Consider the following 20,059-nt stretch of genomic DNA (forward strand, 5'->3'; position numbering starts at 1 on the left):
TTTAACAGTCCCGCTGCCAGCGGGACTGTTTTTATTTAGCCGGGGCCCGGATTTTTAGTGTAAATTTGTAGCCCTGTCAATTAATAGCAGGCAACGCCCAAGATTCGTCGAAAAATAATCTATTCCGAAATGAAAGAATCGAAAATTCGTTGTTCCTTCTGCAACCGCTCTAAAGAAGAAGTACAAATTCTGATTGCCGGCGCCGAAGGACATATCTGTGAGAACTGTGTAGCGAATGCGCAGGAAATCATTGACCAGGAGCTTTTTGCCCCGGGCAAAAAACCTGTAACATCCCCAACCTCACATTTCGCACCTAAGGTTTCCAAACCAGTGGAAATCAAAAAATTCCTGGATGAATATGTAATCGGTCAGGACGATGCTAAGAAAATCCTTGCCGTAGCCGTATATAACCACTACAAACGCCTGAACCAGCAGATCGAAGATGATGAGGTGGAAATTGAAAAATCCAATATCATCATGGTCGGCGAAACCGGTACAGGTAAAACCTTACTGGCGAAATCCATCGCTAAACTGCTCAATGTACCTTTTACCATCGTAGATGCGACCGTATTTACAGAAGCAGGTTATGTGGGAGAAGACGTGGAAAGCATTCTGAGCCGCCTCCTGCAGGTTTGTAACTACGATGTGGAAGCAGCTGAACGTGGTATCGTTTACATCGACGAGATCGATAAAATTGCCCGTAAAAACGATAACCCTTCCATTACCCGTGACGTAAGCGGTGAAGGTGTACAACAGGGCTTACTGAAGCTTCTGGAAGGTACAGAGGTACTGGTACCACCTCAGGGCGGTCGTAAACATCCGGAACAGAAACTGATCAAACTCAACACGCAAAATATCCTCTTCATCTGCGGTGGCGCATTCGACGGCGTAGAAAGAATTATCAGCAGAAGAGTACAAACCCACTCTATTGGCTTTAACGTCAATAAAGAAAAAGAAGAAGAAAGCAGAAAGCAGATCCTGCGCTACGTAAACTCTCAGGACCTGAAATCATTCGGTCTCATTCCTGAATTACTCGGCCGTCTGCCGGTAGTAACCTACCTGAATTCTCTCGACAGAGATACGCTGAAAGCCATCCTTACCAAGCCTAAAAATGCGCTGGTAAAACAGTATAAAAAGCTGTTTAAGGTGGAAAACATCGATCTGGTTGTGGAAGAAGATGCCATCGACTACATCGTTGACAAGGCAATGGAATACAAACTTGGTGCTCGTGGTCTCCGCTCCATCTGTGAAGTGGTGCTCAGCGACGCAATGTTTGAGCTGCCTTCTGCCAACGAAACCAGCTTTACCCTTACCAAGGAGTACGCAGAAAATAAACTGGAAAAATCTACCCTGGTAAAATTAAAGGTGGCCTAATACTGATTACGAACCTTTAAAACCCAAATATCATGCAGGAACTTATTCAACAATTACAGGAAAAGGCAGGTCTTACTGCAGAACAGGCAGCACAGTCTATTGATGTAATCAAAGAATACGTGAAAGGCAAACTGCCTCCGTTTATTGCCGGAACTGTTGACAACTGGTTTGCTGGTGTGGCCGGCAAAACAGAAGCTAAAGGAGAAGGCTTTATGGACAAAGCAGGTGATTTCCTGGATGATGTGAAAGACACTGCTGAAGACTGGGCTGATGCCGCTAAGAACAAGGTGACAGACTTCTTCAACAAAGAAAAGGATCATCAATAATCCGTCTAAGGAACTAATTAAATGAAAAGGTCCCGCAACTTGCGGGACCTTTTTCGTTTTTAAATAAGATATAGACAATCGAATTTCCAATAAGATAACGTGGAGATTACAGGTCTTAATAATTTTTTCAAACTATCTACATAATAGCTTTGAAGTTACTTCTAAAAAAAGCACCCGGGTTACTGGGTGCTCAAATTGCGTAAAAGTGTTTCAAATCTTAGTTTGATTTTTGTGTTAAGGTTGATAAACGGTAAAGAGTGATGAATTAACCCAAATTTAACGTTCCTTTTGCAATTATTTATAACACAAAAGGGGTAATGTTTCATTTAATTGTCAAAAAAGATGAGTGGTTTGTAGTTGATATTTTTTTACATTAAAAAATTTTCACACTCTTAATCACAGCCATACCAATTTTCTTATCCCTTATTCTTATCGTAATGCCTCTCTGGCAATCACTATTTTCTGTATTTCAGAGGTCCCCTCCCCAATGGTACATAATTTAGCATCGCGGTAGAATTTCTCTACCGGGAAGTCTTTTGTATATCCATAGCCACCGAAAATCTGTACTGCATCGTTAGCAACCCTTACTGCTACCTCAGAGGCGTAGTATTTGGCCATGGCGGCCTGTTGGGTCATCTTTTCCTTACGGTTCTTCATATCAGCTGCCTGTAGTGTGAGTAATTCCGCTGCTTCAATCTCTGTAGCCATATCTGCCAATTTGAAAGATACTCCCTGGAAGCTGGCTATCGGCTGATCGAACTGGTAGCGTTCTTTGGCATATTTCAGGGCAGCATCACGGGCGCCTTTGGCAATACCCAAAGACAACGCTGCAATCGAAATACGGCCTCCATCCAGCACTTTCATGGACTGAATAAACCCGTCTCCTACTGTGCCCAATACATTTGCTGCGGGTATGCGGCAATTGCTGAAAATCATTTCTGCTGTTTCAGAAGCGCGCATGCCCAGTTTATTTTCTTTTTTACCTCCACTGAATCCAGGGGTGCCCTTTTCTACTACAAAGGCAGTCATACCATGACTATCCCGCACATCACCGGTGCGGGCTATTACCACCGCCACATCACAACTTTTACCGTGGGTGATCCAGCATTTGGTGCCGTCGATAATCCAGTCGGTGCCATCCTGTTTGGCCACGCATTTCATATTCATGGCATCAGAGCCGGTATTGGGTTCTGTGAGGCCCCATGCACCAATCCATTCGGCAGTTGCCAGTTTTGGCAGCCAGCGTTGCTTTTGTTCTTCATTACCGAATTGCAGGATATGCCCCGTGCAGAGGGAGTTATGCGCGGCTACACTCAGCCCTATGGCGCCACAGAAGCGGGCAATTTCGCTTACTACCGTTACATATTCCAGATATCCAAGTCCACTGCCGCCGTATTGTTCTGGTACTAAAACGCCCATCAGGCCTAATTTCCCCAGCTCTTTAAATAATGCTACCGGAAATTCCTGCTGTTCGTCCCATTCCAGCACGTGCGGCAAGATGGCTTTCTTTCCAAAGTCCCGGATTGTTTGTGCGATCTGTTGCTGTTCTTCAGTGGGCTCAAAATTCATAACGGGTATTGTTTAAGGTTTTATCTGTATGTAATATTCAAGTTTACGATAAATAATATCATCCACCAACGGCAGGCTGCGTAACTCCTCCATACTCCTGAAACCCGCATGGGCATTACGATACGCTACTATCATACCTGCCAGTTTATAACGTATATATGGATGGGACGCCAAAGTTTTTTCATCTGTGAGGTTGAGGTCCATAATTTTTAGAGAACTGTCACCGATCTTAAGAAATGGTTTGATTTTTTTGAATACGGAATCAGGAAGTCCATATGTTTCGGCTACCTGCTCCACGCTATAGAAGCCTCCCAGCTTGTCCCTGAACTTACAGATACGACGGGCGAAACCCGGTCCAATGCCTGGTAACTCATCCCAGCGCAGGGTATCGGCCGTGTTGATATCCAGTATGCCCGGCATTTTGCGGTATTGTCGTTTATCCGGTGCCGTTACCCTTTCCTTATCCGCAATTCTAACATAGGGTACCAGCTTATCTGCCAATGGCGGCGGCATGCCATAGATTTTGTGCAGGTCCTCCGGCTTTCTGAACTGCCCGCCCTTACTCAGGTAGCGCTGTATACTACCGGCTGTTTTTTCGCTGACGCCCAGGCGTATCCAGTCCGGCACCGCAATACGGTTAGGATCAAAGTAAAAGCATGTGGATGGTAGGTTTATCGCAGCAGCGGTGTCGCTCCTGCAGGCAGCATTTGCCAGCGAAGCCTCAAACAGCAGCACTTCCTGCCGGAAAGCCAGTGTATCCGCCACATCTGCCCGCCGGCACCAGGATATAAACCGCGGTGTGATACAGCCAAGTATTACTAGTAAAATCAGGGTATAAATACCAGCCCTCTCCTTCCGGGAGAAAGAGAAATACTCCTTCAGTAAGAAATTCCACATGGGTTAACAAATTTTGGACAGGCAAAATTATTATCTGCCTGAAAGCAATTCCTTTATTAGATGTTAACATTTCGCTTTTTTCAGACTGCCTTCGGCAGTCTGAAAAAAGCGAGGGGTACAAGGCCTGTGGCCTTGTACCCTTCGTATGCTTACCTGCAAAAGTTTAAATATCCAGCTTAAGTCCGTCATATGCCAGTGCCATACCATCCGGCAGCTCCCGCGATACATCCGCGTGCTTACCCAGCTGGTGGCTGATATGCGTAAAATACACCTGTGGTATATCCAGCTCTTTACCCAGCGCAATGGCCTCATCCAGCGTAAAGTGAGAGATGTGTTTTTCTTTCCGCAGTGCGTTTACGACTAATATTTTGGAGCCCCTGATCTTATCTTTTTCCTCCGGCGCAATGAAGTTTGCATCTGTAATATAGGTGAAGTCATGAAAGCGGAAACCGGTAACCGGCATCTTATAATGCATCACCTGTATAGGCGTTACCGTTAGTCCGTTGACTTCAAACGGTTCGTCATCCAGCATCTTCAGATTAATTTCTGGTATGCCCGGATATTTATAATCCGCAAATGCGTAGGCAAATTCCCGCATGATCACGTTCTGACTGAAATCAGTCGCATAAATATCAATGGGACTTTGCTGGAAGTAATTGAATGCCCGTATGTCGTCCATACCGGCAATATGATCTTTATGGGAATGCGTGATCAGTACAGCTTCCAGGTGTTGCACCTTTTCCCGCAGCATCTGGTAGCGAAAATCGGGAGTGGTATCCACCACGATATTTCCTGCCGGCGACGACACCATGATACTGCTCCGCAGGCGCTTATCGCGCGGATCGGCGGAGGTACACACCTCACAACCACAAGCTATTACTGGTACTCCCTGTGATGTCCCGGTTCCTAGAAATGTTACTTTCATGCCCTATTCATTTGTCATTACCTGCTTATTCTGCCTGATCCGCTTCCGGGGCTATATCGCCTTCTTCTGCATCCGGTACGGGTTTACTGTTGATAATCTGTTTGTATAGTTTATGAGATTCTGCTGTCAGCATCTCCTCGTCGAGCGGGAGCGTGGTGAGGATATCCAGCAGGGTATTAATGCGCCCTTCCAGGTTGAGAAACTTATTGACTACCACTACCTTTTTATGTTCCAGGATGCAATAGCCGGAGTTGAAGGAGCCTTTCTCGAAACGAAGCACATATTTGGCATCTTCGAAAATCTTTTCCAGCTTACTCAGGTTATTAGGCGTGACTTTCATATTCATGCTGCAAAAATAGTTAAAAGCGCTTTAGCAACCGATTATTTAGAGACCATCCTTGCCACCGGAACAATCATTTCTTCCAGGCTGATACCTCCATGCTGGAAGGTATTACGGTAGTAGTTGACAAAATAGTTGTAGTTATTCGGATAACAGAGATACCCATCTTCACGGGCGAAAATATAAGAGGAGTTTACGTTGGGCCTTGGAAGTCCGGCATCTTTCGGATCGCGGAAAGCCAATACTTCCTTAGGATCGTAATTCAGGTTACGTCCATGTTTATAACGGAGGTTAGTGGTAGTTTGCTTGTCGCCAATCACTTTTACCGGCGTTTTTACCCGCACACTGCCATGATCCGTGGCCAGGATCAGGTTTATTTTTTTGTCGCTCAGCTTTTTGAGTGCCTGATGAAGCGGACTATGTTCAAACCAGGAGGCAGTAATAGAGCGGTAAGAAGTTTCATCTCCCGCGAGTTCCTTTAATACCTCCATTTCAGTGCGGGCATGACTGAGCATATCCACGAAATTGTATACGATGATGCTGAGCGGATAGTCGAGCAGGTTATGAATATTACTGAGCATCTGCTGTGCATCGGCGTGGTTTACGACCTTGGTGTAGGAGAAGCGGCTGTCCATCCGGAGGCGCTGCAGCTGGGCCGCAAAAAACTTCTCTTCATATAAATTTTTCCCTCCTTCCTCATCGTCGTTTTTCCATTCCTGGGGAAATTTCTGTTCAATATCGATGGGCAGCAATCCTGCAAAAACCGCGTTGCGGCTGTATTGTGTACTGGTGGGCAGGATACTGTAAAAAGTGTCTTCTTCCACGAGGCGGAATGATTCCTGGAATATCGGCAGGATGGCTTTGAACTGGTCATAGCGAAGGTTATCAATCAGCAGGAATACGTTAGGTACTGCCGGATCGAGCATGGGCACAATCTTGTCGCGGAAAAGGGTGTGCGACATAATCGGCGCATCTTGTGCTTTGGGGTGTAGCCAGTCGGCGTAATGGCGACTGATATACTTGGCAAATTCGGTGTTAGCTTCGGCTTTTTGCGTGTTAAAAACTTCCAGCATCTCGGGGCTGTCCGTCTTTGACATTTCCATCTCCCAGTAAACCAGTTTTTTATAAATATCCATCCACTCATTATAATCCGGGTTGGAATTGAGTGCCATAAACAGGGTGCGAAACTGTTGCTGATAAGCACTGGTGGTTTTTTCGGCCACCAGTCGTTTGTTATCAATTATTTTTTTGAGCGATAATAATACCTGGTTGGGGTTTACGGGCTTGATAAGATAATCGGTGATCTGTGAGCCAATTGCATCGTCCATCACGTTCTCCGCTTCGTTTTTGGTGATCATCACCACTGGGATTTGCTGGTCTATTTCCTTGATCTTCCCCAGTGTTTCCAGGCCAGTAATACCGGGCATGGATTCGTCCAGCAGCACCACATCCACTACCTGCTCTTTCAGAAATTCCAGCGCATCATAGCCATTGGTAAGGGCAGATACTTTATAGCCTTTGCTTTCGAGGAAAATGATCTGGGATTTCAGGGACTCGATTTCATCATCTACCCATAGTATATTTATCTGGCTCATAGTTAGTATTAAGGCATGCGTTAAAACAGAAATTTAACCCATTTTTTCGTCAAAAATCATTCCCCCACTGTCATGGGACTGAAATTATATGTTAAAAACTGCCTCGTACTGCAAAATGAAGCTGTGAAAAATAGGGGCGGGTCATAAAGTTATTTACCTTCGCAGATAAAATTTTTATAGGGGTAATGACTCCCTCAGGCGTCATACTTATTAAAATATTACATATAATATATTTCCTGATGTAGTTTTGTAGCTACCAAGGATTAGGGTGTGGAAAAACCGTTTGGATTGAATAATTAACTGCAATGACCGAAAGCAAGCGAAAAATTGTTAATGATCCGGTGTATGGCTTTATTACCATAGATCACCCGTTGATTCTTACACTTATCTCCCATCCATATTATCAGCGACTTCGCCGCATTCACCAGATGGCGCTGGCGCACCTGGTATATCCGGGAGCGGTACATACGCGGTTCCATCACAGTTTGGGTGCTTACCACCTGATGTGCGGAGCTTTACAGGAGTTGAAGAGCAAGGGGGTAGATATTACTCCCGAGGAGGAAGTGGCTTCGAAAATGGCAATTTTGCTGCATGATATAGGCCATGGGCCTTATTCCCATGCCCTTGAAAACGGCATCATAGAAGGTGTTTCGCATGAAGCCATCTCCCAGTGGCTGATGGAAGCGCTGAACAAAGAAATGCACGGTGCACTTTCCCTGACCATTGATATTTTCAATGGCCGCTACCATAAAAAATTCCTGCATCAATTGGTTTCCAGCCAGTTAGACGTTGACCGGATGGATTACCTGAACCGGGACAGCTTTTTTACAGGGGTTTCAGAAGGGGTGATCAGTTATGACAGGATTATTAAAATGCTGACCGTGCATCACGGGGAGCTGATGGTGGAGGAAAAAGGCATTTATTCCATAGAAAAGTTCATTATAGCAAGGCGGCTGATGTATTGGCAGGTATACCTGCACAAAACTGTGCTAAGCGCCGAAAATATGCTGGTAAAGATCTTAGTCCGGGCCAAAAAGCTGGCTCAGGCAGGAGAAAAGCTGTTTTGCAGTCCTGCCCTGGAGTATTTCCTTTACCATTCTATCACGAAAGACAACTTTGAAAAGGATCCGGAATGCCTTAAAATGTTCTGCATGCTGGATGATTACGATATTCTGGGGGCAATTAAGGTATGGACCACACATAAAGACCCGGTACTTTCGTTATTATGTAGCTGGCTGATCAACAGGCAGTTATTTAAGGTAGTGCTTAGTCATGACCAATTCGACAACAATTCATTAGAACTATTGAAGAAACAGGTAGCACAAAAATGGAATATTTCCGGCCCGGATCTTGACTATTTTGTATTCTCAGACGCTGCCACACTGCGGGCATATAATATCAATGACGAAAAGATCAATATTCTTTTCAAAGACGGAACTGTAAAAGACATTTCCTCTATCGACAATGCACTGATTAGCCATACACTGGCTATACCGGTAAAAAAATTCTACATTTGTCATCCAAAAATTCAGGCTAACGGTACCTTATAAGGCACTAAAGCATATGAAAAAGAGTTTATATCAACAGATGTAGCCTGAAAAACTATTACAAATTTAAACTATGCAGTTTAGCGCATTACAATTAGCTACCATGCTGGATGGTAAGCTGGAGGGGAATCCGGATGTGAAAGTGAGCAATATCGCCAAAATTGAAGAAGCCGGCGAAGGAATGCTCAGTTTCATAGCAAATCCTAAATACGAAGAGTTTCTGTATACCACCAGTGCTTCCATTTTGCTTGTCAATGAGAGCCTGGTAATAGAACGTCCGATAAGCCCGACACTGATCCGGGTAAAGGATGCCTACAGTAGCATGGCGCTGCTGCTTGAAAAATACCGCCAGCTGACCAGCAATAAAGCCGGAATTCAGCAGCCTTCCTACGTGCCTTCTTCCGTAAAACTGGGAGAAAATGTGTTTGTAGGGGCTTTTGCATACCTCGGTGAAAATGTAGTGCTGGGTAATAATGTAAAAATCTATCCGGGTGTATATCTGGGCGACAACGTGATAGTGAGTGACGATTCCGTCCTGTATCCTGGTGTAAAAGTATATGAGAACTGTGTAGTAGGCAGCCGTGTGGTACTCCATGCCGGTTGTGTGATTGGTGGCGACGGCTTCGGCTTTGCGCCTCAGCCGGATGGTTCGTACAAAAAAGTACCGCAGATCGGTAATGTGGTGATCCATGATGATGTGGAAATTGGCGCTAACACGACCATTGACAGAGCTACCATGGGATCTACCATCATCCAGAAAGGTGTGAAGCTGGACAACCTGATACAGGTGGCGCACAACGTGGATATAGGGCCTAATACCGTTATTGCTGCGCAAACCGGTGTTTCCGGCAGTACTAAAATTGGTAAGAACTGCGTGATCGGTGGCCAGGTGGGTATGGTCGGACACATCCATATCGCTGATGGCACCAAAATCAACGCCCAGAGCGGGTTATCCAAATCTATCACCACTCCTAACTCTTCCCTGACCGGTTCACCAGCCTACGATTATAAAAGTTCGCTGAAAAGTCAGGCAATTTTTAGAAATTTGCCGGACCTTGAAAAGAGGGTAAAGGAATTAGAGGAGATGGTAAAACAACTGCTGCAAGAAAAGGCAGGCGTTTAATTACTAATTGAAGAGGAAACAGTTATACATTAGATAATTATGATGGAAAATCAACAGTTGGAGAACCAGCACACCCTGAAAGGTGAGATCAGCATTTCAGGCGTTGGTTTACACACTGGAGCCAGTGTGAATATGACGCTTAAGCCGGCATCACCAGGCTTCGGGATCAAATTTCAACGTGTAGACCTGCCCAACCAGCCAGTTGTGAAAGCAGATGTGGACTACGTAGTAGACACTGCAAGAGGTACAACCCTGGAACACAACGGTGCACGGGTGAGCACGGTGGAACATCTGCTGGCTGCCCTGGTAGGCACCGGTGTCGACAACGTACTGATCGAGCTGGATGGACCCGAAATTCCTATTATGGACGGTAGCTCCATGCCATTTATCGAAGCCATCGAAAAAACCGGTATTCTGGACCAGGACGCCAAAAAGATCTATTATACCATTGATACCAACATCACTTATTATGATGAGCAGAAAAAGGTAGAAATGGTGGCGCTGCCTGCGATCAACTATAGCGTTACCTGCCTGATCGACTTCAACAGTCCGGTACTGGGAACACAGCACGCGAAAATGAAAGGCCTGGAGCAATTCAGAGATGATATTGCTTCTTCCCGCACTTTCTGCTTCCTGCACGAGCTGGAATACCTGTTGAACAACAACCTGATCAAAGGTGGAGATATCAACAACGCCATCGTAGTGGTAGACCGTCCGGTAAACGAAGACGATATGACCCGACTGGCGAAAGCTTTCAACCGCGAAACCATGTCGGTACAGCGGGAAGGTATCCTCAACAACATTGAGCTGCGTTTCCCTAACGAACCAGCCCGCCATAAACTCCTGGATGTAATCGGTGACCTGGCCCTGATCGGCTATCCTATCAAGGCACATATCATCGCTAACCGCCCGGGACACGCTTCCAACGTGGAATTTGCACGTAAGATCAAAGCGTATATCAAAAAGAACAAACACAATCAGGGCGTACCTGTTTATGATCCAAATCAGCCACCAATCTTTGATACCCCACGTATCGAAAGAACGCTGCCGCACAGATATCCTATGCTGCTCGTGGATAAGATCATAGAGCTGGGAGAAGAACAGGTGGTAGGTATCAAGAATGTCACCTTCAACGAACATTTCTTCCAGGGTCACTTCCCTAACAATCCGGTAATGCCGGGTGTACTCCAGCTGGAAGCACTCGCGCAGGTAGGTGGCATCCTGGCGCTCAACCGCGTTCCGGATCCTGAAAACTACGATACTTACTTCCTGAAAATTGACAACTGTAAGTTCAAACAGAAAGTAGTTCCGGGTGATACCATGATCCTGAAAATGGAATTGCTGAGCCCAATCAGAAGAGGATTAGTTGAAATGCGGGGAACAGTATTCATCGGCAATAAGGTAGCAACCGAAGCTGATATGATAGCACAAATTATTAAAACAAGAGAGAGCAAATAACAGCAATGATCCACCCGCTTACATATATACATCCGGATGCCAAGGTGGCTCCTAATGTAAAAATTGATCCATTTACTGTAATTCATAAGAACGTTGAAATAGGTGAAGGCACCTGGATTGGCTCCAACGTTACTATTATGGAAGGTGCGCGTATCGGCAGCAACTGCCGTGTCTTTCCGGGCGCCGTTATTTCTGCAATCCCACAGGATTTAAAATATGCGGGTGAAGAAACCACAGTTGAAATCGGTAACAATACCACCATCCGTGAATTTGTAACCATTAACCGTGGTACAAAAGATAAATGGAAAACTGTTATCGGTAACAACTGCCTCATTATGGCTTACAGCCATATCGCACACGACTGCGAAGTAGGCAATTATTGCGTATTCTCCAACAATACCACCCTGGCAGGACATATTACCGTAGGTAATAACGTGGTGCTGGCTGGTATGGTGGCCGTACAGCAGTTCTGTAAGATCGGTGACCATGCCTTCGTAACCGGTGGTTCTCTCGTTCGCAAAGATGTGCCTCCATACGTAAAGGCCGCGCGCGAACCATTATCCTATGTGGGTGTGAACTCCGTTGGTTTAAAAAGAAGAGGTTTCTCCCTTGAAAAAATCAACCACATCCTGGATATCTACCGGGTTATCTTCGTGAAAGGATACAAATTATCCAAAGCCATCAGCATCATTGAAGCCGAATTCCCTGCTACCGACGAAAGAGATGAAATACTCTCCTTTATCCGCGATTCCGGCAGAGGTATTATGAGAGGTTATACTACCCGTTCCAATGATGATATCTCTTAATCAGACAGGCAAGCGCTTTAACTACGACTGGATCTTCCGTCGGGTGAGCCTTACCTTTCAGGCAGGAGAAAGATATGCCATACTGGGCCCTAACGGCTCCGGTAAATCCACACTACTACAGGTTATCAGTGGTGCCATTCAGCAAAATGAAGGCACCATACAATACAGCACACCGGAAGGAGTCATCGCCAGCGATGAATTCTTCCGGCACTGTGCCATCGCTGCTCCCTACCTGGAACTGATCGAAGAACTTACACTTGCTGAACTGATACAGTTTCATCTCCAGTTTAAAAATTTTTTACCAGATATTACCCCTGCAAGGGCTATGGAACTGGTAGGGCTTGAAAAATCTGCTAACAAGCAGATTCGTCACTTCTCCTCCGGTATGAAACAGCGTACCAAGCTGGCTTTAGCCATCTTTTCCGATGTGCCCGTACTCTTCCTCGATGAGCCCTGCACCAACCTGGATGCCGCCGGTACCAGTCTGTACCAGCAACTGATCAACGACTATGGCGGCAACCGCCTGATCATCGTGAGCTCCAATGATGAGCGCGAGTACTTCATGTGTAAACACCTGATCCGCATTAGCGATTATAAATAATCACACTTTCCTGCACTTTCAGCATTCAGCTTTTATTATATCTTCGTTCTCTACTAAAAGCTGAACACGCGCATGCAAACTGCCAATAAAAAGGTAATTAACGGCTGGGCAATGTACGACTGGGCTAACTCCGTGTACAACCTGGTAATCACTACTACCTTCTTCCCTATCTACTTCCTGGCTGTTACGAAAGGCGATACTGATGGCATCGTAACTTTCCTCGGAAGAAAATTCCAGAACTCCGCTCTTTATAACTACACTGCCGCCATGGCCTACCTGCTGGTAGCCATCGCCTCTCCTATTCTCTCCTCCATAGCGGATACCAGGGGCAACAAAAAGAACTTCCTGATTTTTTTCACCTTACTCGGTTCCATCTCCTGCAGTGCACTTTATAATTTTAATGACAGCAACCTTGCCTGGGGAGTGATCTTCTTTCTCCTGGCTACTGTGGGATATTGCGGCGGGCTGGTATTTTATAATTCTTACCTGCCTGAAATAGCGGCACCGGAAGACCGTGACCGCATATCTGCCAGAGGCTATTCCCTGGGCTATATCGGCTCCGTACTGATGCAGCTGCTGGGCTTTGCGCTGGTTACCCTCAAACCTTTTGGGATGACAGACGGTAAGGCTGTTCAGTTTACCTTCCTGCTCGTGGGCATCTGGTGGCTGGGTTTTGCGCTGATCACTTTCAAACGGCTGCCGGCCTCCAAACCTGTGGCAGAACGCTCCAAAGGCAACGCTGTGGCGGAGGGCATCAGGGAACTAAAAAAAGTATATGCACAGGTAAAAGTTTTGCCGGTATTAAAGCGTTTCCTCCGTGCGTTCTTCTTTTACAGCATGGGCGTACAAACCGTAATGCTGGCAGCAACCGTATTTGGCAGCAAAGTACTGAACCTTGAAAGTTCAGTACTGATCGCTACCGTGGTAGCTATTCAGGTAGTAGCCGTACTGGGCGCCTGGGCAATGGCCAGACTCTCCGGTAAATTCGGCAACATGCCGGTGCTGGTGGTAACGGTGTTACTCTGGATCGTGATCTGCATCATGGGTTACCGGATGAAAACCGCTATGGACTTCTATATCCTAGCCTGTGGTGTAGGCCTGGTGATGGGGGGAATTCAGTCACTCAGTCGCTCCACCTACGCGAAACTAATGCCTGAAACTAAAGACACGGCCTCCTTCTTCAGCTACTACGACGTGACCGAAAAAATCGCTATCGTTATCGGTATGGCATCATTCGCTTACATCGATGATTATACGAAAGACATTCGGAACTCCGTACTGGCGTTAGTGGTGTTCTTCGTGATCGGCCTCGGCTGGCTTATTTCTGCCTTGATCAAACAACGGCAATTAAATAAGGAAGGCGTAACTTCGGAAAAAGCATAGCGATGAAATTATACACCATAGAAACGGGCTTCTTTAAACTGGATGGCGGCGCCATGTTTGGCGTAGTGCCAAAAACAATCTGGAATAAACTCAATCCTGCGGACGAGAACAACCTCTGCTCCTGGGCGATGCGCTGCCTGCTCATTGAAGACGGCAAGCGCCTCATCCTGGTAGACAATGGCATCGGTGATAAGCAAGACGCGAAATTTTTTAGTCACTACTACCTCCACGGTACCGATACACTGGATAAGTCCCTTGCTGCACACGGCTTCCACCGGGACGATATTACAGATGTATTCCTCACACACCTGCACTTCGATCACTGCGGAGGCAGCATTGTAAGGCAGGGAGATAAACTGGTGCCTGCATTTAAAAACGCCACGTACTGGAGTAATGCGGACCACTGGAAATGGGCTACACAGCCCAATGAAAGGGAAAAAGCATCCTTCCTGAAAGATAATATCCTGCCTATTCAGGAAAGCGGGCAGCTGAAATTCGTGGACCACACGGAAGGCGTGGCCTTTACCAAAAACATGCAGATCCGCTTCGTAAATGGGCATACCGATGCCATGATGTTACCGCAGCTGCGCTATAAGGACCAGACTATCCTGTATATGGCCGATCTGCTGCCTTCTATCGGACATATCCCACTACCTTATGTAATGGCCTATGACATGTTTCCGCTGACTACGCTCAACGAAAAGAAAAGCTTCCTGCAAGAGGCCCTGGATAACAAATACGTCCTGTTTTTTGAGCATGACCCTGTCAATGAATGCTGTATCCTGCAACAGACAGACAAGGGCATCCGCGCTGGCGAAACCTTCAAATTGAGCACATTGTAAGAGATATATGTCAGTATGTCACTTAAAAATGCTCCTGCATTAAATTTGATAGCTTACCAGTAGAAAAATAAAAGCAATGGCATTACATATCACACCGGATAATAAGTTGAAAAAGCTGATCGTAGTGGGCGACCGCGTACTGATCAAGCTCACAACACCGCATGATCGTACTACCAGCGGATTATACCTGCCTCCCGGCGTGCAGGAAAAAGAGAAAGTACAGCAAGGCTATGTGATTAAAACCGGGCCGGGTTACGCCATACCAGTACCGGTAGATGAAGATGACGCCTGGAAGCCGGAAGAGGATAAGATCAAATACATCCCATTACAGGCCAAAGAAGGCGATCTGGCGATCTTTCTGCTCAGTGGCTCTACAGAGGTGGTGTACCAGGAAGAAAAGTATTATATCGTACCTCAAGGGGCTATTTTGATGTTGGAAAGAGAGGAAGATTTGTAGAAAATATTTTCATTTTGAAGGGCAGTTTCCATTTCGGGAGCTGCCCTTTTGATTTTTAGTTGGGAGTGAACCCGTGCCGTTGGCACGGGTTCACTCCCAACTCCCCCGGCACCACAGGTGCCGGGGGAGTTGGGAGATATAAAACTCACCTCATTTTATTATCTTCATACAAAATCGCACGCCATGTCCAATAAAGATGCATTTCTCGCCAGCATTCAGAAAGGATATACCTTCAAAGGTGAACATTTCAAATTAGGTTGCGCAATACTGGATGGTGAAGTTGTTACCGGCGCAGACGTTAATCTCCCCCTGAAAACCATGAACAGGCATGGTTTGATCGCAGGTGCCACCGGTACCGGTAAAACAAAAACATTACAGATCATTGCAGAAGGACTGAGTGATGCCAGCGTACCGGTATTGCTCATGGACATCAAAGGTGACCTTAGCGGCATTGCCGCCGCCGGCACGGATAATCCCAAGATACAGGAAAGATATCAGCTGATCGGGGGCACCTGGAGCCCGTCCGCTTATCCTGCTGAATTACTTAGCCTGAGCGATGAAAAAGGCGTACGTTTACGCGCAACCGTTAGTGAGTTTGGCCCCATTCTCTTATCAAAAATACTGGAACTGAATGACACGCAAGCCGGACTGGTGGCCATGTTATTCAAATATTGCGACGATAATAAACTACCGCTGCTCGACCTGAAAGATTTCAAAAAAGTACTGCAATTTGCCAGTGCTGAAGGGAAAGCAGAACTGGAAAAGGAATATGGGAAGATATCCACCACTTCTACCGGCACGGTGCTGCGTAAGGTGATAGAGCTGGAACAACAGGGAGCTACCCTGTTCTTCGGCGAAAGATCATTTGAGGTGGATGACCTCATGCGCATCAGCGACGATGGGCGTGGTATGGTATCCATCCTGCGGGTAAGCGATATACAGGATAAGCCAAAACTCTTTTCCACCTTCATGCTTAGCCTGCTGGCAGAGTTATACGCCACACTGCCGGAGGAAGGCGATATGGACAAACCTAAATTGGTGATGTTTATTGACGAGGCGCACCTGATCTTCAATGAAGCCAGCGATGCCCTGCTCAAACAAATAGATACCATCATCAAACTGATACGTTCCAAAGGTGTAGGGATATTTTTCTGTACCCAAAACCCGATGGATGTTCCGGCCTCCGTGCTCGGACAACTCGGACTGAAAGTACAGCACGCCCTGCGCGCCTTCACCGCAAACGATCGTAAAGCGATCAAACAAACTGCAGAGAACTATCCTACTTCGGAATTTTATAAAACAGATGAGCTGCTCACCCAGATTGGGATCGGGCAGGCCCTCATCACCTGCCTCGATGAAAAAGGCGTTCCTACTCCCCTTGCGGCCACTATGCTGGTATCCCCGCGGAGCAGAATGGATGTACTCACCGAAAGCGAAATTGACGCACTGGTAGGCAGTTCCAAACTGGTGAAGAAATACAGTGAAACAATCGACAGCCAAAGCGCTTACGAAATACTCACCGCCAAACTGGAAGAAGCCGCGGAAAAAACCGCCGCCGACCAGGCCGCCGCACCCGCTAAAACCGGAAAAACGAAGGAGGAAAAGTCAGTACTGGACCAGGTGCTCGACAGCAGCGTAGCCCGGCAGGTAGGCCGCACTGCCGCCAATATGATCACCCGCAGCCTGCTGGGCGCGCTGGGACTAGGTGGCAGGAGCAGTAAAAAGAAAAGCTGGTTTTAACATCATAAATATTTTCACAACTCATGAGTAAAGTTATTAAGGTTGGTATATGCTCGTTTGGCATGTCAGGACAGATTTTCCACGCACCGTTTATTCACGTTAATCCAAACTTCGAGTTCACCGCTGTGGTGGAAAGAAGCAAGCACCTGGCAGCTGCCAGGTACCCGGGCGTAAAAGTTTATGCCTCGGTGGATGACATGGTGAAAGATCCTTCACTTGATCTGATTGTGGTAAATACGCCCAACTACACGCACTACGACTATGCTAAAACCGCACTGGATGCAGGTAAGCACGTGGTGGTTGAAAAGCCGTTTACTGTGCATAACCAGGAAGCACAGGAACTGATAGAACTCGCCGCCTCTAAAGGCCTGCTGCTGAGCGTGTACCATAACCGCCGCTACGACAGCGACTACAACGTGGTAAAAAGTGTGATCAACTCCGGTGTACTCGGCGACGTACTTGAGTTTGAAGTACATTACGACCGTTTCAAGGAAGAACTGAGCTACAAGAAACATAAGGAAGAAAATCTTCCCGGTACTGGTGCACTCTACGATCTCGGAAGTCATCTGATCGACCAGGCACTCACTATTTTCGGCATGCCCCGTAAGCTGTGGGCGGATATCCGCATCATCCGCAAGGATTCCGTAGTAGATGATTATTTTGAGCTGGTACTCTACTATGATTTCCTGCGTGTACGCCTGAAATCCAGCTACCTGGTAAGAGAAGCCCTGCCTGCCTACCAGGTGCATGGCCGTATCGGCTCGTTCATTAAAAGCAAATCAGATATCCAGGAGGCGCAGCTGCAACGCGGCCTGATGCCGGATAGCCCGGACTGGGGCGCAGAAGCGCCACATGAATGGGGCCTGCTGCATACTACCATCAATGGAAAAACCGTAAAGGAATATGTGCCGGGTGGTAATGGTAACTATATGGGTTATTATAACGGTATTTACGAAGCGATTGTGAATGGCGCGCCCAATCCGGTGAGTGGTGAAGATGGTGCGAATGTGGTGAGGGTGATTGAAGCGGCGTTTGAAAGTAGTAATAGTGGCAAGGTGGTGCCGATTCATTAACTTTTTTCCGGATTAGCTGGAAGGCCTTCGGCCTTCCAGCTAATCCGGGATTGGCCGTCGCATATGCGACGGCCAATCCCATTAATCCTCAGGTTAAGATTTAAGTAATCTCCCTTCCCCATCCCTCCTGATCAACCCCTCACTTTCCAGGAACTTCAGCACTTCCATCAAATTCGAACGGCTCACATCTGCCAGCTGTGTTTCCATACCTGCAACAGTTTGCGGTTCGGCCAGCAGGGAGATAACGTGATCGGATATACGCTTGAATGCAGCCGCGTCCAGCGCTGCCGCCTTCTTTTTGAGGCAGGTATCACAAACCCCGCATGGTGGTGTGCCTGTTTCCCCGAAGTATTGTACCAGCAACTGTGTACGACAGGTATCACGGTTACGCACATACGTAAACGCCGCTTCGAGTCGATCGGTGTACACCTTCCGACGCACTTCCACCCGGGCCATGTTTATCCGCAGGTTGGCCGCCGACACACGTTCCTGCAGAAAGCAGAGCTGAGGCTCATCGCGGCGGGGATAATATTTCATAATACCAAACTGATGCAGCTGCTGCAGCATCGCCTGGATTTCATCTTCTTCAATGAGTAATAAGCGGCTGATTTGCTTTTCGTAGATAGGAACAGCCGTATCGAAAATACCTTCGTAGATGCGCAGTAGGGTCTGGATCAATTCTGCCAGTGCGGGATAAGCATCCTCGAACTCGTACAGTGTGGCCTTGTTGGTCACAAACTCGCCGCGGGAAGGCAGCATTACGCTTTCGCTCACCTGTAATACGCCTTCCTGTTCCAGCAGGCGGATAGCGCTGTAAGCGATGGTCAGGTTTAGCTGAAATACCTTTGCAAAATCGTTGATATCGAAATCGAAATATACACCTTCTCCTGCGCCTACCGGCACCTGCAGGTAGTTTACGATGCATTGGTATACTTCCCTGATCTGTTCCAGTGTAGGAAATTGCAGTGCAATGCGTGCATACATCTCCGTTAGCTCATCTTCGTTCCAGAGAAGTACTGCGTAGGCCTTATCTTCATCACGGCCGGCGCGGCCGGCTTCCTGGTAGTAGGCTTCCAGACTATCAGGTACGTCGTAGTGCACCACCACACGTACATCCGGCTTATCGATACCCATACCGAAGGCGTTAGTGCATACCATGATGCGGGTATCGTTGTTAATCCAGTCTTCCTGGCGCTGGGCTCTTTCGGCTTGTGGCAGGCCTGCGTGGTAATAGCTGGCAGAGATGCCCTGTAACTGAAGCAGGTTGGCGATTTCGCGGGTACGCTTGCGGTTGCGGCAGTATACAATTCCACAGCCAGGCACACGGTCCAGGATGTGCTTTATTTTATCAATCTTGGTAGTTTCTTCCAGTACACTGTAGGAAAGATTAGCGCGGGAAAAGGATTTCCGGAATATACGCGCTTCTTTCATCAGCAGTTTATCGCAGATGTCCGTTTGTACTTTTGGTGTAGCCGAGGCCGTTAGTGCCAGTACCGGCGTGTCAGGGAAGTAGCTGCGGATATCGGCGATTTGCAGATAGGCTGGACGGAAATCGTAACCCCACTGGGAAATACAGTGTGCTTCGTCCACAGCGAGCAGGTTTACGTTTAAGCCGTCGCAATAGGTTTGAAAGAGTTTGCTTTGGAGTCGCTCCGGGGATACGTACAGGAATTTGCAGCCTCCGCGGCGGGCCGCTTCCATGGCGCGTTCCACGTCTTTATAATGCATGCCGGAGTAGATGCAGTAAGCGCTGATGCCGCGGCGTTTCAGGTTCGCTACCTGGTCTTTCATCAGGGCGATGAGTGGCGTGATTACCAGACAGAGTCCGGGTTTCATCATTGCAGGCACCTGAAAGCATATTGATTTACCTCCACCGGTGGGCAGTAATGCAAGCGTGTCGTTTCCCTCCAGCACCGACCTTACAATATCTTCCTGTAAAGGCCGGAACTGATCATATCCCCAATATTGCTTAAGTACGTCTGCAGGCTCCAATATAAAGTTCA

18 protein-coding genes are annotated in these 20,059 nt (G+C 47.1%); 12 read left to right on the forward strand and 6 right to left on the reverse strand.

Going from position 1 to position 20,059, the window contains the following annotated elements; all coding sequences use genetic code 11:
* Positions 1 to 129: 129 nt before the first annotated feature.
* Together clpX and BUB18_RS18470 are read left to right on the forward strand one after the other, a co-directional pair.
* Positions 130 to 1,374 carry an ATP-dependent Clp protease ATP-binding subunit ClpX gene (gene clpX, locus BUB18_RS18465; RefSeq protein ID WP_073083969.1) on the forward strand — a complete coding sequence of 415 codons (1,245 nt, stop codon included), beginning with the start codon at positions 130 to 132 and terminating at the stop codon, positions 1,372 to 1,374.
* Between the two features lie 32 nt (positions 1,375 to 1,406).
* A complete protein-coding gene (locus tag BUB18_RS18470) occupies positions 1,407 to 1,700 on the forward strand; it encodes a hypothetical protein (RefSeq protein ID WP_073083971.1) in 294 nt (97 codons plus the stop codon).
* A 429-nt stretch (positions 1,701 to 2,129) separates the two neighbouring features.
* Here BUB18_RS18470 and BUB18_RS18475 read toward each other — a convergent pair whose 3' ends face one another.
* From BUB18_RS18475 to porX, 5 genes are all read right to left on the reverse strand, one after another.
* Positions 2,130 to 3,269 carry an acyl-CoA dehydrogenase family protein gene (locus BUB18_RS18475; RefSeq protein WP_073083973.1) on the reverse strand — a complete coding sequence of 380 codons (1,140 nt, stop codon included), beginning with the start codon at positions 3,267 to 3,269 and terminating at the stop codon, positions 2,130 to 2,132.
* A 12-nt stretch (positions 3,270 to 3,281) separates the two neighbouring features.
* On the reverse strand, positions 3,282 to 4,166 hold the full coding sequence (locus BUB18_RS18480) for a ComEA family DNA-binding protein (RefSeq protein ID WP_073083975.1): 885 nt from the start codon (positions 4,164 to 4,166) through the stop codon (positions 3,282 to 3,284).
* 163 nt (positions 4,167 to 4,329) lie between these two features.
* Complete coding sequence (locus tag BUB18_RS18485) at positions 4,330 to 5,091, reverse strand: MBL fold metallo-hydrolase (RefSeq protein ID WP_073083977.1); 762 nt, start codon at positions 5,089 to 5,091, stop codon at positions 4,330 to 4,332.
* Between the two features lie 25 nt (positions 5,092 to 5,116).
* Positions 5,117 to 5,437 (reverse strand): hypothetical protein, encoded by a 321-nt coding sequence (locus BUB18_RS18490; RefSeq protein ID WP_073083979.1) that lies wholly within the window; start codon positions 5,435 to 5,437, stop codon positions 5,117 to 5,119.
* Between the two features lie 35 nt (positions 5,438 to 5,472).
* Positions 5,473 to 7,026, reverse strand: a complete 1,554-nt coding sequence (porX, locus tag BUB18_RS18495; protein WP_073083981.1) for a T9SS response regulator signal transducer PorX — start codon at positions 7,024 to 7,026, stop codon at positions 5,473 to 5,475.
* 305 nt (positions 7,027 to 7,331) lie between these two features.
* Here porX and BUB18_RS18500 point away from each other — a divergent pair, with 305 nt between their 5' ends.
* The 10 genes from BUB18_RS18500 to BUB18_RS18545 all read left to right on the forward strand — a co-directional run bounded on the left by BUB18_RS18500 (position 7,332) and on the right by BUB18_RS18545 (position 18,056).
* Entirely contained in the window at positions 7,332 to 8,576 is a 1,245-nt protein-coding gene (locus tag BUB18_RS18500; RefSeq protein WP_073083983.1) for an HD domain-containing protein, read from the forward strand.
* Between the two features lie 70 nt (positions 8,577 to 8,646).
* Positions 8,647 to 9,696, forward strand: coding sequence for a UDP-3-O-(3-hydroxymyristoyl)glucosamine N-acyltransferase (gene lpxD / locus BUB18_RS18505; protein WP_073083985.1), 1,050 nt, complete (start codon positions 8,647 to 8,649; stop codon positions 9,694 to 9,696).
* A gap of 39 nt (positions 9,697 to 9,735) precedes the next feature.
* Positions 9,736 to 11,154 (forward strand): bifunctional UDP-3-O-[3-hydroxymyristoyl] N-acetylglucosamine deacetylase/3-hydroxyacyl-ACP dehydratase, encoded by a 1,419-nt coding sequence (locus tag BUB18_RS18510; RefSeq protein WP_073083987.1) that lies wholly within the window; start codon positions 9,736 to 9,738, stop codon positions 11,152 to 11,154.
* Between the two features lie 5 nt (positions 11,155 to 11,159).
* Complete coding sequence (lpxA, locus tag BUB18_RS18515) at positions 11,160 to 11,960, forward strand: acyl-ACP--UDP-N-acetylglucosamine O-acyltransferase (RefSeq protein WP_073083989.1); 801 nt, start codon at positions 11,160 to 11,162, stop codon at positions 11,958 to 11,960.
* Positions 11,944 to 12,561: an ABC transporter ATP-binding protein gene (locus tag BUB18_RS18520; protein WP_073083990.1), complete on the forward strand. Its 618-nt coding sequence runs from the start codon at positions 11,944 to 11,946 to the stop codon at positions 12,559 to 12,561. Before lpxA ends, BUB18_RS18520 begins: the two co-directional genes overlap by 17 nt.
* 72 nt (positions 12,562 to 12,633) lie before the next feature.
* Positions 12,634 to 13,944, forward strand: coding sequence for an MFS transporter (locus BUB18_RS18525; RefSeq protein ID WP_073083992.1), 1,311 nt, complete (start codon positions 12,634 to 12,636; stop codon positions 13,942 to 13,944).
* A 2-nt stretch (positions 13,945 to 13,946) separates the two neighbouring features.
* A complete protein-coding gene (locus BUB18_RS18530; protein WP_073083994.1) occupies positions 13,947 to 14,786 on the forward strand; it encodes an MBL fold metallo-hydrolase in 840 nt (279 codons plus the stop codon).
* A gap of 76 nt (positions 14,787 to 14,862) precedes the next feature.
* On the forward strand, positions 14,863 to 15,243 hold the full coding sequence (locus tag BUB18_RS18535; protein WP_073083996.1) for a co-chaperone GroES: 381 nt from the start codon (positions 14,863 to 14,865) through the stop codon (positions 15,241 to 15,243).
* A 183-nt stretch (positions 15,244 to 15,426) separates the two neighbouring features.
* Positions 15,427 to 16,983, forward strand: coding sequence for a helicase HerA-like domain-containing protein (locus BUB18_RS18540; RefSeq protein WP_073083998.1), 1,557 nt, complete (start codon positions 15,427 to 15,429; stop codon positions 16,981 to 16,983).
* 23 nt (positions 16,984 to 17,006) lie between these two features.
* Entirely contained in the window at positions 17,007 to 18,056 is a 1,050-nt protein-coding gene (locus BUB18_RS18545; protein ID WP_073084000.1) for a Gfo/Idh/MocA family oxidoreductase, read from the forward strand.
* Between the two features lie 93 nt (positions 18,057 to 18,149).
* On the opposite strand, the gene BUB18_RS18550 is transcribed toward BUB18_RS18545, so the two are convergent.
* The gene (locus tag BUB18_RS18550; protein WP_073084002.1) at positions 18,150 to 20,048 is read right to left on the reverse strand and encodes a RecQ family ATP-dependent DNA helicase; all 1,899 of its coding nucleotides are present in this window, start codon (positions 20,046 to 20,048) and stop codon (positions 18,150 to 18,152) included.
* Between the last annotated feature and the right edge of the window lie 11 nt (positions 20,049 to 20,059).

This window comes from Chitinophaga jiangningensis, from assembly GCF_900142605.1.
Lineage (GTDB): Bacteria > Bacteroidota > Bacteroidia > Chitinophagales > Chitinophagaceae > Chitinophaga > Chitinophaga jiangningensis.